Genomic DNA, 11,862 nt, shown 5'->3' with positions numbered 1-11,862 from the left:
TGTTAACCGCAGTGTAATTCCCTCACGCGTATTAAACCCTGCCTTTGCGCAATTTTTATTGCCTTACCTGGACATCATTCACGAACTGTTAATTGGATATTCACAGTGGCAAATAATATAAAACCACACTTTTAGTGATAGTTTGTGGCGGAGAATTTATTTCCAGAAAATAAAAGAACTGGAGTTTACAAGATGAGCAATCAAAATAACCAAAATGCGATAAATACGCTGACAAACATTGTCGCGAACTTTACCGCCATGATTTCTACCCGTATGCCCGACGACGTGGTGGATAAATTAAAACAGCTGCGGGAAGGCGAAGACTCGCCGATGGGTAAAATCATCTACCACACCATGTTTGACAACATGCAGAAGGCGATTGATCTGAACCGTCCGGCCTGCCAGGACACCGGCGAGATTATGTTCTTTGTAAAGGTCGGTTCCCGTTTTCCGCTGTTGGGTGAGCTGCAAAGCATCCTGAAACAAGCCGTTGAAGACGCCACGGTCAAAGCGCCGCTGCGCCATAACGCGGTAGAGATTTTTGACGAAGTGAATACCGGTAAAAATACCGGCACCGGTGTACCGTGGGTTACCTGGGACATCATTCCTGATAATGATGACGCGGAAATCGAAGTCTACATGGCAGGCGGCGGCTGTACCCTGCCAGGACGCTCGAAAGTGTTAATGCCTTCAGAAGGCTACGAAGGCGTAGTGAAATTTGTCTTCGAAAATATCTCCACGTTGGCCGTTAACGCCTGCCCGCCGGTGCTGGTGGGCGTAGGCATTGCCACCTCAGTAGAAACTGCCGCAGTGCTCTCCCGTAAAGCGGTGCTGCGTCCTATCGGCTCACGTCATCCCAATCCAAAAGCGGCCGAACTGGAACTGCGTCTGGAAGAAGGACTTAACCGCCTGGGCATTGGTCCGCAGGGGTTGACCGGCAATAGCTCCGTTATGGGCGTGCATATCGAATCCGCCGCGCGCCACCCGTCGACTATCGGCGTTGCTGTTTCCACCGGCTGCTGGGCGCACCGTCGCGGCACGCTGTTGGTTCATGCTGATCTCTCCTTCGAAAATCTGTCTCACACCCGGAGCGCGTTATGAAAAAGATCCTCACCACCCCGATTAAAGCCGAAGATCTGGAAGATATTCGCGTTGGCGATGTCATTTACCTGAGCGGTACGCTGGTGACCTGCCGCGACGTGTGCCACCGTCGCCTGATCGAACTGAAGCGCCCAATTCCTTATGATCTGAACGGCAAGGCTATTTTCCACGCAGGCCCAATTGTGCGTAAGAACGGTGATAAATGGGAGATGGTCTCCGTCGGTCCAACCACCAGTATGCGTATGGAAGCTTTTGAGAAAGAGTTTATCGAGCAGACCGGCGTCAAGCTGGTGGTCGGTAAAGGCGGTATGGGACCGTTGACAGAAGAAGGCTGCAAGCAGTTCAAAGCGCTGCATGTGATCTTCCCGGCAGGTTGCGCCGTACTGGCGGCCACTCAGGTTGAAGAGATTGAAGAAGTGCACTGGACGGAGCTGGGCATGCCGGAATCCTTGTGGGTATGTCGGGTCAAAGAGTTCGGCCCGCTGATTGTGTCCATCGACACCCACGGCAACAACCTGATCGCCGAAAACAAAAAGCTGTTCGCTGAACGCCGCGATCCCATCGTGGAAGAGATTTGCGAGCACGTGCACTACATCAAATAACCCTTCCGGAGAGGCACAGAGCCTCTCCCCTTTCGCAGGGATATCACAATGGCACCTTTAGCTGGTTGGTGGCGATACCTGGCTCCGCTGGTGGTCATCGCCATTATTGCTGTTTTACCCGTCCCCACCGGTCTTGAGAGCCACACCTGGCTCTATTTTGCCGTCTTTACCGGTGTGATTGTGGGGCTCATTCTGGAACCTGTACCCGGCGCGGTCGTGGCGATGATTGGTATTTCGATCATCGCCGTACTTTCACCGTGGATCCTGTTCAGCCCGGAACAACTCGCGCAGGACGGTTTTAAATTTACCGCCAAATCGCTGTCGTGGGCCGTTTCTGGCTTTTCTAACTCGGTGATCTGGCTGATTTTCGCGGCCTTTATGTTTGGTACCGGCTATGAGAAAACCGGTCTCGGTCGGCGTATCGCGCTGATGTTAGTGAAAAAGATGGGGCACCGGACGTTATTCCTCGGTTACGCGGTGATGTTCTCCGAGCTTATCCTCGCCCCCGTCACGCCTTCTAACTCCGCGCGCGGGGCCGGGATAATCTACCCGATTATCCGCAACCTGCCGCCGCTGTATAACTCACAGCCCAATGACGCCAGTTCACGTTCTATTGGCTCCTACATCATGTGGATGGGCATTGTCGCCGACTGCGTCACCAGCGCGATTTTCTTAACGGCGATGGCGCCGAACCTGCTGCTGATCGGCCTGATGAAAGGCGCATCTCATACGGCGCTCAGTTGGGGCGACTGGTTCTTGGGTATGCTGCCGCTGAGCATTTTACTGGTGCTGATCGTGCCCTGGCTGGCATATATGTTGTACCCGCCGGTGCTGAAATCCGGCGATCAGGTGCCGCGCTGGGCGGATACAGAATTAAAAGCGATGGGACCGCTCTGCGCACGTGAGAAAAAGATGCTCGGGCTGATGGTCGGCGCGCTGGTGTTGTGGATCTTCGGTGGCGATTATATTGACGCCGCAATGGTCGGTTACAGCGTGGTGGCATTGATGCTGGTACTGCGCATCATCAGTTGGGATGACATCGTCAGTAATAAAGCCGCATGGAACGTCTTTTTCTGGCTGGCCTCGTTAATAACCCTGGCGACCGGGCTGAATAACACCGGTTTTATTACCTGGTTCGGCAAGCTGCTGGCAAACGGGCTGAGCGGCTATTCACCGATCATGGTGATGGTGGCGCTCATCGTGGTCTTTTATTTACTGCGCTACTTCTTTGCCAGCGCCACGGCGTATACCTCCGCCCTTGCGCCGATGATGATCGCCGCCGCGCTGGCGATGCCGGAAATCCCGTTGCCGGTCTTCTGCCTGATGGTCGGCGCCGCTATTGGCCTGGGCAGTATTCTGACCCCCTACGCCACCGGCCCAAGCCCTATCTACTACGGCAGCGGCTATTTGCCAACGGTTGACTACTGGCGGCTGGGCGCTATTTTTGGCCTGATTTTCCTCGTGCTGCTGGTGATCACCGGTCTGGTCTGGATGCCTCTCGTTTTACAGTAAAATCCCATTGGGGCGACGTCTTGTCGCCCCTTTATCCATAAGCTTCTCATATGATCGATTTCCCGATGCGCTGAGGCATACTTTTTTGTACGCAAACACCCTCATGCTGATAAGGGAAACGCTCTGGACACGCTGGCGCACGAGACACTCACACGAGGCTGGCAGGCCGAACTGGATCTGCACTTTACCCGCACCGGGCACAAAACGGTGCTCGCCTCGGCGCGTCACTATGGACCTTTGACGGTTCAACGTCCGTTTTATCCCGAAGAAGAGGTATGTCACCTCTATTTGCTTCATCCACCTGGCGGGATCGTCGGCGGGGATGAGCTACATATTTCCGTATCACTCGATGAAAACAGCCATGCGTTAATCACTCAGCCCGGCGCGGGAAAATTTTATCGCAGCCGTGGGCCGCAGGCGTTGCTACGCCAGCATTTCACGCTCGCCCCGCACGCCACGCTGGAGTGGCTGCCGCAGGATACGATCTTCTTTCCCGGCGCTAATGCCACCGTCCAGTCCGTATTTCATCTGACGTCCGCAAGCCATTTGCTGGCCTGGGATCTGCTGTGTCTCGGACGCCCTGTCATGCAGGAAACGTTCAGCCACGGCACGCTACAAAACCGTCTGGAAGTGTGGCGGGATGGGCAACCGCTACTGATAGAGCGTTTGCAGATGCAGGCAGGGAATCTGAGCGGCGTCGCACATCATCCCTGGATTGGTACGTTGCTGTGTTACCCGGCCAACGAACACATGCTGGAGGGAACGCGCGAGCGGCTTACGCCATTGGGGGATTATGCCGGGGCAACGCTTAACGACTCGCTGCTGACAATCCGCTTTCTGGCGAACGACAACCTGATTGTTCAGCGCGTTATGCGTGACATCTGGCAATTTCTGCGCCCGCTGCTGACACACAAAGCGCCCATGCTACCGCGAATCTGGCAAACCTAAGAGGCCCATTATGGAACTGACCCCCAGAGAAAAAGACAAGCTGTTGCTGTTTACCGCCGCGCTGGTGGCAGAACGTCGCCTGGCCCGCGGGCTGAAGCTGAATTACCCGGAATCAGTGGCGCTGATTAGCGCTTTCATTATGGAAGGGGCGCGCGACGGGCAAACCGTGGCCGCGCTGATGGAAGACGGGCGTCACGTGCTGCGCCGCGATCAGGTGATGGAAGGCGTACCAGAGATGATCCCGGATATTCAGGTTGAAGCCACATTCCCGGACGGTTCGAAACTGGTCACCGTCCACAACCCGATCGTCTAAGGAGCGGCAATGATCCCAGGTGAGTATCAGCTCTTAGCAGGCAACATTGCGATCAATCAGGGGCGCGAAACCTGCACGATCGTAGTGGAGAATCACGGCGACAGACCCATCCAGGTGGGATCGCACTATCACTTTTACGAGGTGAACCCAGCGCTGCGCTTTGACAGGGCAGCTACGCGGGGCTTTCGTCTTAACATTGCCGCAGGTACAGCGGTACGTTTTGAACCGGGGCAAAAGCGCGAAGTCGAACTGGTGCGCGTCGCTGGCGCACAAAGGATGGTGGGTTTTCGCAGTGAAGTGATGGGCGCGCTGGAGGCAGATAATGAGTAACATTTCCCGCCAGGCATACGCCGACATGTTTGGCCCAACCACCGGCGATAAAGTACGTCTGGCGGATACTGACCTGTGGATCGAGGTAGAAAAAGACTTCACCACCTACGGCGAAGAGGTCAAATTCGGCGGCGGAAAAGTGATCCGCGACGGTATGGGCCAGGGACAAATGCGCGCCCAGGCGTGTGTGGATCTGGTGATAACCAATGCGCTGATCGTTGATCACTGGGGGATCGTCAAAGCGGATATCGGCATCAAAGACGGCAGGATCTTCGCCATCGGCAAAGCGGGTAATCCCGATATTCAGCCCAATGTCACAATCCCGATAGGCGTAGGAACAGAAGTCATCGCCGGAGAAGGCAAGATCGTCACCGCGGGCGGCGTGGATACGCATATTCACTGGATCTGCCCGCAGCAGGCGCAAGAAGCGCTGGTTTCAGGCGTGACGACGATGATCGGCGGCGGTACTGGTCCGGCCGCAGGCACCAATGCCACCACCTGCACGCCGGGCCCGTGGTACATCGCCCGCATGCTGCAGGCGGCAGACACGTTGCCGGTTAACATCGGTTTGCTGGGCAAAGGCAATGGTTCAAACCCTGACGCCCTGCGCGAGCAAATCAGCGCAGGCGCCATTGGCCTGAAGATCCACGAAGACTGGGGCGCCACGCCTGCCGCTATCGACTGTGCGCTGACCGTGGCCGACGAAATGGACATTCAGGTGGCGCTGCACAGCGACACGCTCAATGAGTCCGGTTTTGTTGAGGATACGCTGGCAGCGATCGGCGATCGCACCATTCATACCTTCCATACCGAAGGCGCAGGTGGCGGCCATGCGCCGGATATCATCACCGCCTGCGCACATCCGAATATTTTGCCCTCCTCCACCAACCCGACGCTGCCTTATACCGTCAACACCATCGACGAGCATCTCGACATGCTGATGGTCTGCCACCATCTCGATCCAGATATCGCTGAAGACGTCGCCTTCGCCGAATCGCGCATTCGCCGGGAAACGATTGCTGCCGAGGATGTGCTGCATGATATTGGCGCGTTTTCCCTGACCTCGTCCGATTCACAGGCGATGGGGCGCGTGGGCGAAGTGATCCTGCGCACCTGGCAGGTGGCGCACCGCATGAAGGTTCAGCGTGGTCCGCTGGCAGAAGAAATCGGCGACAACGACAATCAGCGTGTTAAACGCTACATCGCCAAGTACACCATCAATCCGGCGTTGACCCACGGTATCGCCCACGAAGTCGGCTCGGTTGAGCCCGGTAAACTGGCCGACCTGGTGCTGTGGTCGCCGGCCTTTTTTGGCGTAAAACCGGCGACCATCGTGAAGGGCGGGATGATCGCCTGCGCGCCGATGGGTGATATCAACGCCTCAATCCCTACCCCGCAGCCGGTGCATTACCGCATGATGTTCGGCGCGCTTGGCGCAGCGCGGCATCACACCCGTCTAACCTTTATTTCACAGGCTGCCGACGCGCAAAACGTCCCGCAGCAACTTAATTTGCAAAGCACTATCGCCGTCGTCAAAGGCTGCCGGACGGTAAAAAAGGCTGACATGATCCACAACGCTCTGCAGCCTAATATCACCGTCGATGCCCAGACCTACGAGGTACGCATTGATGGTGAACTGATTACCAGCGACCCGGCAGACGTTTTGCCGATGGCGCAACGCTATTTCCTGTTTTAAGGAGTGAGGATGATCTACCTGACCCAACGCCTTGACCACGCCCACCGCGTCACCGCAAGCGTCACGCTACCCATTGATGTTCGGGTAAAAAGCCGCGCCAGAGTGGCGCTGAGCGATGGCCGCGAAGCCGGATTAATGCTACCGCGCGGTTTACTGTTACGCGGCGGCGATCTGCTGACTACCGACGATGGCCGCGAGGTGATCGAAGTGATCGCCGCGCCGGAGTCGGTTTCCGTCGTACGCTGCGCCGACCCTTTTTTGCTCGCCAAAGCCTGTTACCACCTTGGTAATCGCCACGTGCCATTACAGATCCTGCCCGATGAGCTGCGCTACCACCACGATCATGTGCTGGACGATATGCTGCGCCAGTTCAACCTCGAGGTGGCGTTTGCCCAGTTGCCGTTTGAGCCGGAAGCGGGTGCCTATGCGAGCGAGTCACACGGGCATCATCACGGCCATGCGCACTGATGCATAGCACCCAACAGCTGCGCCTGATGCAGCTCGCCAGCAGCAGTCTCCCGGTGGGATCGTTTACCTGGTCTCAGGGTCTGGAGTGGGCGGTGGAAATCGGCTGGGTGAAAAGCGTCGATGACTTCTCTGACTGGCAAATTCAGCAGATGGAGCACAACTTTTTTACCGTCGACTTACCGCTGCTGGCGAGATTGTATCGCGCCTGTGAGCAGGACGATCTCGCCGCCGCGCGCCGCTGGACCGCTTACCTGCTGGCCTGTCGGGAAACCCGCGAACTGCGGGATGAAGAACGCAGCCGGGGCATCGCCTTTACGAGGCTGGTCACCGACTGGGAACCAGACTGTTCCCGGGAATGGCGCACGCTCTTTACCGACAGCCAGCTGTGCGGCATGGCCTGGCTGGGCGTACGCTGGAAAATCCCCCTGACGAACCTGGCATTAAGCCTCGGCTACAGCTGGATTGAGAGCGCAGTGATGGCAGGCGTCAAACTGGTTCCCTTTGGCCAGCAGGCAGCGCAGCGGTTGATTATTTCGCTTGGCGATCGTTACGCGCAAGGTCTGGCACAAGCGCTGGCGTGTCCTGATGCCAGCCTCGGATCCGCAACGCCGTTAGCCGCCATCGCGTCTGCCCGGCATGAAACCCAATATTCCCGCTTATTCCGTTCCTGAGGAGAAAAAATGAGTGATTACAAGCATCCCCTGCGCGTGGGCGTTGGCGGCCCGGTTGGCTCCGGCAAAACAGCGCTGCTGGAAGCGTTATGTAAAGCCATGCGCAGCAGCTATCAACTGGCGGTCGTGACTAACGATATCTACACCAAAGAAGATCAGCGCATTCTCACCGAAGCAGGCGCCCTGGAACCGGACAGAATAGTTGGTGTGGAAACTGGCGGCTGTCCACATACCGCCATCCGCGAAGATGCGTCGATGAATCTGGCCGCGGTCGAAGCGCTGAGCGAGAAATTCGGCAACCTGGATCTGATTTTTGTGGAAAGCGGCGGCGATAACCTGAGCGCTACCTTCAGCCCGGAATTAGCGGATCTGACAATCTACGTGATCGACGTTGCCGAAGGCGAGAAGATCCCGCGTAAAGGCGGGCCGGGGATCACCAAATCCGATTTTCTGGTGATCAACAAAACCGATCTGGCCCCTTACGTAGGCGCTTCGCTGGAGGTGATGGAACGCGATACCCTGCGCATGCGCGGCGAGCGTCCGTGGACGTTTACTAACCTGAAGGCGGGCGACGGTCTGGCGACGATTATTGCGTTTCTGGAAGAGAAAGGAATGTTGCGGGTGTAGCGCGGTTTATCGCCGGGTGGCGGCTTCGCCTGACCCGGCCTACGGTTTTGTTGGCCCGGTAAGCAAAGCCACCACCGGGCAAAAAACTCACGCCGCCGGTAATTCCGCCAGCGGCCAGCGTGGACGCACGGTCACGCCAAGATCCGCCGTTGCGCCCGCTTTAAAACGCACCATCCCCGCGTAGGCGATCATCGCCCCGTTGTCGGTACAAAATTCCGGGCGCGCATAGAACACTTCGCCGCGGCGTTTTTGCATCATTTCGGCCAGTTTTGCGCGCAGCGTGCGGTTAGCGCTCACGCCCCCCGCCATCACCAGACGTTTAAAACCGGTTTGATCCAGCGCGCGTTTGCACTTGATCATCAGCGTATCAACCACCGCATCTTCAAAGGCACGGGCGATATCTGCACGCGTTTGATCGTCATTTTCGTTATTACGAATCGTATTCGCGGCGAAGGTTTTCAGGCCGGAGAAGCTGAAATCCAGCCCCGGACGGTCGGTCATCGGACGCGGGAAGACAAAGCGTTTTTCCACACCCTGTGACGCCAGCTTAGACAGCATTGGGCCGCCAGGATAATCCAGCCCCAGCAGCTTGGCGGTTTTGTCGAACGCTTCACCTGCCGCGTCATCAATCGATTCACCCAGTAATTCATACTGACCGATACCAGTGACGCTAATCAGTTGCGTGTGCCCACCGGAAACCAGCAGCGCGACGAACGGAAAAGCAGGAGGATTCTCTTCCAGCATCGGCGCCAGCAAATGCCCTTCCATGTGGTGCACAGGAATTGCCGGCACGCCCCAGGCGAACGCCAGCGAACGTCCTACGGTTGCGCCGACCAGCAGCGCGCCAACCAGACCAGGACCTGCGGTGTACGCCACCGCATCGATCTCTTTTGCCGTGAGCCCCGCTTCTTTCAGCGCGGCCTGAATCAGCGGTACGGTTTTACGTACGTGATCGCGCGAGGCCAGTTCTGGCACTACGCCGCCGTAGTCAGCGTGTAATTTCACCTGACTATACAATTGGTTGGCTAAAAGACCTTTTTCATCGTCGTAAATGGCGATGCCGGTTTCATCGCAGGATGTTTCAATACCCAGTACACGCATGACTTGTTTTACCTCGCTCTATTACCGCGCAGTGTAGGACCAATGCGGGTTGATGTAAAACTTTGTTCGCCCCAGGCGCATGCCTCGTGTATACTCCTTGTCCTTATAAAAGTCCCTTTCAAAATCGCGTGGGTGCTTTACAAAGCAGCAGCAATTGCAGTAAAATTCCGCACCATTTTGAAATAAGCTGGCGTTGATGCCAGCGGCAAACCGAATTTATTAAAGGTGAGAGTTACATGCCGGTAATTAAAGTACGTGAAAACGAGCCGTTCGACGTAGCACTGCGTCGCTTCAAGCGTTCATGCGAAAAAGCAGGTGTTCTGGCGGAAGTTCGTCGTCGTGAGTTCTATGAAAAACCGACTACCGAACGTAAGCGCGCTAAAGCTTCTGCTGTGAAACGTCACGCGAAGAAACTGGCTCGCGAAAACGCACGCCGTACTCGTCTGTACTAATTCATTGAGAGCTAAAGCTCTCAATTCAGACTGAGTTGTAGTTGTAAGGCCGTGCTTCCGGAAGGAATGCGCGGCTTATTTTCGTTTATACACGTCATCATTCAAGCTGCCTCTGCGTTGGCTGCAGTCGTTCACCCCAGTCACGTACTGATGTACGCTCCTGAGGATTCGCTCCCTTGCCGCCTTGATGCATCCTGAATGATTTTGTGTATGTGAGTCATAACAAAATAAACGGGGCATATGGCTGGACGAATTCCACGTGTATTTATTAATGACCTGCTGGCAAGAACCGACATCGTCGATCTCATCGACGCGCGGGTAAAGCTGAAAAAGCAGGGCAAAAATTATCACGCGTGCTGTCCGTTCCATAACGAAAAAACCCCCTCTTTCACCGTAAACGGTGAAAAACAGTTTTATCACTGCTTTGGGTGTGGCGCGCATGGCAACGCCGTCGACTTTCTCATGAACTACGACAAGCTCGAGTTTGTGGAAACCGTCGAAGAACTGGCCGCAATGCACAACCTTGAAGTGCCCTATGAAGCAGGCAGTGGCCCCAGTCAGATAGAGCGCCATCAACGGCAAAGCCTTTATCAATTGATGGACGGCCTGAACACTTTTTATCAACAGTCTTTGATGCAGCCCGCCGCTACCCCTGCGCGCCAGTACCTGGAAAAGCGAGGATTAAGTAGCGACGTTATCACCCGTTTTGCTATTGGTTTTGCCCCCCCCGGCTGGGATAACGTCCTGAAACGGTTTGGCGGCAATGCTGAGAATCGCAAATCGTTGGTCGATGCGGGGATGTTGGTCACCAACGATCAGGGACGCAGTTACGATCGTTTTCGCGAACGGGTGATGTTCCCCATCCGCGACAAACGTGGTCGGGTCATTGGTTTTGGTGGACGCGTGCTGGGCGATGCCCTGCCGAAGTATCTGAACTCCCCGGAAACCGATATTTTCCATAAAGGTCGCCAGCTGTATGGCCTTTATGAAGCCCAGCAGGATAACGCCGATCCACAGCGCCTGTTAGTGGTGGAAGGTTATATGGATGTGGTGGCGCTGGCGCAATACGGCATTAACTACGCCGTGGCATCCCTTGGGACGTCAACCACCGCCGATCACATCCAGCTGTTGTTTCGCGCGACGAACAACGTGATTTGCTGCTACGACGGCGACCGCGCCGGACGCGACGCAGCATGGCGCGCGCTGGAAACCGCACTGCCTTATATGACAGACGGCCGCCAGCTACGCTTTATGTTTTTACCTGATGGCGAAGATCCCGATACGTTAGTGCGTAAAGAAGGGAAAGAGGCTTTCGAAGCCCGGATGGAGCAGGCGTTGCCGCTCTCCGCGTTTTTATTTAATAGCCTGTTGCCACAGGTAGATTTGAGTACCCCGGACGGACGCGCGCAGCTCAGCACGCTGGCGCTGCCACTGATCACTCAGGTGCCGGGCGAAACGTTGCGCATTTATCTGCGACAGGAGTTGGGAAACAAGCTCGGCATTCTGGATGACAGCCAGCTTGAACGTTTAATGCCAAAACTGGCAGAAAATGGCGCTTCCCGCCCTGTTCCACAGCTAAAACGTACGACCATGCGTATACTTATAGGGTTGCTGGTGCAAAACCCGGACCTTGCTCCGCTGGTTCCGCCGTTAGGCGCGCTGGACAGCAATAAGCTGCCTGGACTTGGCTTATTCAGAGAACTGGTCAACACTTGTCTGGCTCAGCCAGGCCTGACCACCGGCCAACTTTTAGAGCACTATCGTGGCACAAATGATGCTGCAACCCTTGAAAAACTGTCGATGTGGGACGATATAGCAGATAAAGATATCGCAGAAAAAACCTTCACCGACTCACTCAACCATATGTTTGATTCGATGCTTGAACTGCGCCAGGAAGAGTTGATAGCTCGTGAGCGCACACACGGTTTAAGCAGCGAAGAACGCCGGGAACTCTGGACGCTGAACCAGGAACTGGCCAAGAAATAAGAGAAAGACAAAATCATTCGCGTTGTATCAAGGCAGCAAGTGAACGAACGCCTGG

General features: G+C 55.8%; 13 protein-coding genes. 12 read left to right on the top strand and 1 reads right to left on the bottom strand.

The annotated features are described in order from the left end of the window. Positions 1-192: 192 nt before the first annotated feature. From ttdA to ureG, 10 genes are all read left to right on the top strand, one after another. Positions 193-1,101: a L(+)-tartrate dehydratase subunit alpha gene (gene ttdA, locus M4I31_RS03470; RefSeq protein WP_038633966.1), complete on the top strand. Its 909-nt coding sequence runs from the start codon at positions 193-195 to the stop codon at positions 1,099-1,101. Continuing rightward, the gene (gene ttdB / locus M4I31_RS03465) at positions 1,098-1,703 is read left to right on the top strand and encodes a L(+)-tartrate dehydratase subunit beta (RefSeq protein ID WP_006688017.1); all 606 of its coding nucleotides are present in this window, start codon (positions 1,098-1,100) and stop codon (positions 1,701-1,703) included. The genes ttdA and ttdB overlap by 4 nt, the downstream gene beginning before the upstream one ends. Positions 1,704-1,751: 48 nt before the next feature. Next, the gene (locus M4I31_RS03460; RefSeq protein ID WP_085048715.1) at positions 1,752-3,215 is read left to right on the top strand and encodes an anion permease; all 1,464 of its coding nucleotides are present in this window, start codon (positions 1,752-1,754) and stop codon (positions 3,213-3,215) included. A gap of 123 nt (positions 3,216-3,338) precedes the next feature. Beyond that, entirely contained in the window at positions 3,339-4,163 is an 825-nt protein-coding gene (locus M4I31_RS03455) for an urease accessory protein UreD (RefSeq protein WP_201746159.1), read from the top strand. Between the two features lie 10 nt (positions 4,164-4,173). Beyond that, the gene (locus M4I31_RS03450) at positions 4,174-4,476 is read left to right on the top strand and encodes an urease subunit gamma (protein ID WP_003024678.1); all 303 of its coding nucleotides are present in this window, start codon (positions 4,174-4,176) and stop codon (positions 4,474-4,476) included. Between the two features lie 9 nt (positions 4,477-4,485). Continuing rightward, the gene (locus M4I31_RS03445) at positions 4,486-4,806 is read left to right on the top strand and encodes an urease subunit beta (RefSeq protein WP_085048713.1); all 321 of its coding nucleotides are present in this window, start codon (positions 4,486-4,488) and stop codon (positions 4,804-4,806) included. Beyond that, positions 4,799-6,502 carry an urease subunit alpha gene (ureC, locus tag M4I31_RS03440; protein WP_085048712.1) on the top strand — a complete coding sequence of 568 codons (1,704 nt, stop codon included), beginning with the start codon at positions 4,799-4,801 and terminating at the stop codon, positions 6,500-6,502. Before M4I31_RS03445 ends, ureC begins: the two co-directional genes overlap by 8 nt. Positions 6,503-6,511: 9 nt before the next feature. Beyond that, positions 6,512-6,970, top strand: a complete 459-nt coding sequence (ureE, locus tag M4I31_RS03435; protein WP_042311069.1) for an urease accessory protein UreE — start codon at positions 6,512-6,514, stop codon at positions 6,968-6,970. Continuing rightward, positions 6,970-7,641, top strand: coding sequence for an urease accessory protein UreF (locus tag M4I31_RS03430; RefSeq protein ID WP_038633984.1), 672 nt, complete (start codon positions 6,970-6,972; stop codon positions 7,639-7,641). The genes ureE and M4I31_RS03430 overlap by 1 nt, the downstream gene beginning before the upstream one ends. Before the next feature lie 9 nt (positions 7,642-7,650). Continuing rightward, complete coding sequence (gene ureG, locus M4I31_RS03425) at positions 7,651-8,268, top strand: urease accessory protein UreG (RefSeq protein WP_038633986.1); 618 nt, start codon at positions 7,651-7,653, stop codon at positions 8,266-8,268. 87 nt (positions 8,269-8,355) lie between these two features. Here ureG and tsaD read toward each other — a convergent pair whose 3' ends face one another. Then, the gene (gene tsaD, locus M4I31_RS03420; protein WP_038633989.1) at positions 8,356-9,369 is read right to left on the bottom strand and encodes a tRNA (adenosine(37)-N6)-threonylcarbamoyltransferase complex transferase subunit TsaD; all 1,014 of its coding nucleotides are present in this window, start codon (positions 9,367-9,369) and stop codon (positions 8,356-8,358) included. 236 nt (positions 9,370-9,605) lie between these two features. Here tsaD and rpsU point away from each other — a divergent pair, with 236 nt between their 5' ends. Together rpsU and dnaG are read left to right on the top strand one after the other, a co-directional pair. Further along, positions 9,606-9,821, top strand: coding sequence for a 30S ribosomal protein S21 (gene rpsU, locus M4I31_RS03415; protein WP_001144069.1), 216 nt, complete (start codon positions 9,606-9,608; stop codon positions 9,819-9,821). A gap of 240 nt (positions 9,822-10,061) precedes the next feature. Further along, complete coding sequence (gene dnaG / locus M4I31_RS03410) at positions 10,062-11,807, top strand: DNA primase (protein WP_038633998.1); 1,746 nt, start codon at positions 10,062-10,064, stop codon at positions 11,805-11,807. The last annotated feature ends 55 nt before the right edge of the window (positions 11,808-11,862 follow it).

It is taken from the genome of Citrobacter sp. XT1-2-2 (assembly GCF_023516235.1).
GTDB classification, from domain to species: domain Bacteria; phylum Pseudomonadota; class Gammaproteobacteria; order Enterobacterales; family Enterobacteriaceae; genus Citrobacter; species Citrobacter werkmanii.
This window is presented reverse-complemented; position numbering and strand designations above follow the sequence as displayed.

Excerpts from the sequence above, each read along its gene's own strand:
- dnaG (WP_038633998.1), top strand. The coding sequence starts at position 10,062 with ATGGCTGGACGAATTCCACGTGTATTTATTAATGACCTGCTGGCAAGA.
- rpsU (WP_001144069.1), top strand. The coding sequence starts at position 9,606 with ATGCCGGTAATTAAAGTACGTGAAAACGAGCCGTTCGACGTAGCACTG.
- ttdB (WP_006688017.1), top strand. The coding sequence starts at position 1,098 with ATGAAAAAGATCCTCACCACCCCGATTAAAGCCGAAGATCTGGAAGAT.
- M4I31_RS03430 (WP_038633984.1), top strand. The coding sequence starts at position 6,970 with ATGCATAGCACCCAACAGCTGCGCCTGATGCAGCTCGCCAGCAGCAGT.
- ureG (WP_038633986.1), top strand. The coding sequence starts at position 7,651 with ATGAGTGATTACAAGCATCCCCTGCGCGTGGGCGTTGGCGGCCCGGTT.
- M4I31_RS03445 (WP_085048713.1), top strand. The coding sequence starts at position 4,486 with ATGATCCCAGGTGAGTATCAGCTCTTAGCAGGCAACATTGCGATCAAT.
- M4I31_RS03460 (WP_085048715.1), top strand. The coding sequence starts at position 1,752 with ATGGCACCTTTAGCTGGTTGGTGGCGATACCTGGCTCCGCTGGTGGTC.
- M4I31_RS03450 (WP_003024678.1), top strand. The coding sequence starts at position 4,174 with ATGGAACTGACCCCCAGAGAAAAAGACAAGCTGTTGCTGTTTACCGCC.
- ttdA (WP_038633966.1), top strand. The coding sequence starts at position 193 with ATGAGCAATCAAAATAACCAAAATGCGATAAATACGCTGACAAACATT.
- tsaD (WP_038633989.1), bottom strand. The coding sequence starts at position 9,369 with ATGCGTGTACTGGGTATTGAAACATCCTGCGATGAAACCGGCATCGCC.
- ureE (WP_042311069.1), top strand. The coding sequence starts at position 6,512 with ATGATCTACCTGACCCAACGCCTTGACCACGCCCACCGCGTCACCGCA.
- ureC (WP_085048712.1), top strand. The coding sequence starts at position 4,799 with ATGAGTAACATTTCCCGCCAGGCATACGCCGACATGTTTGGCCCAACC.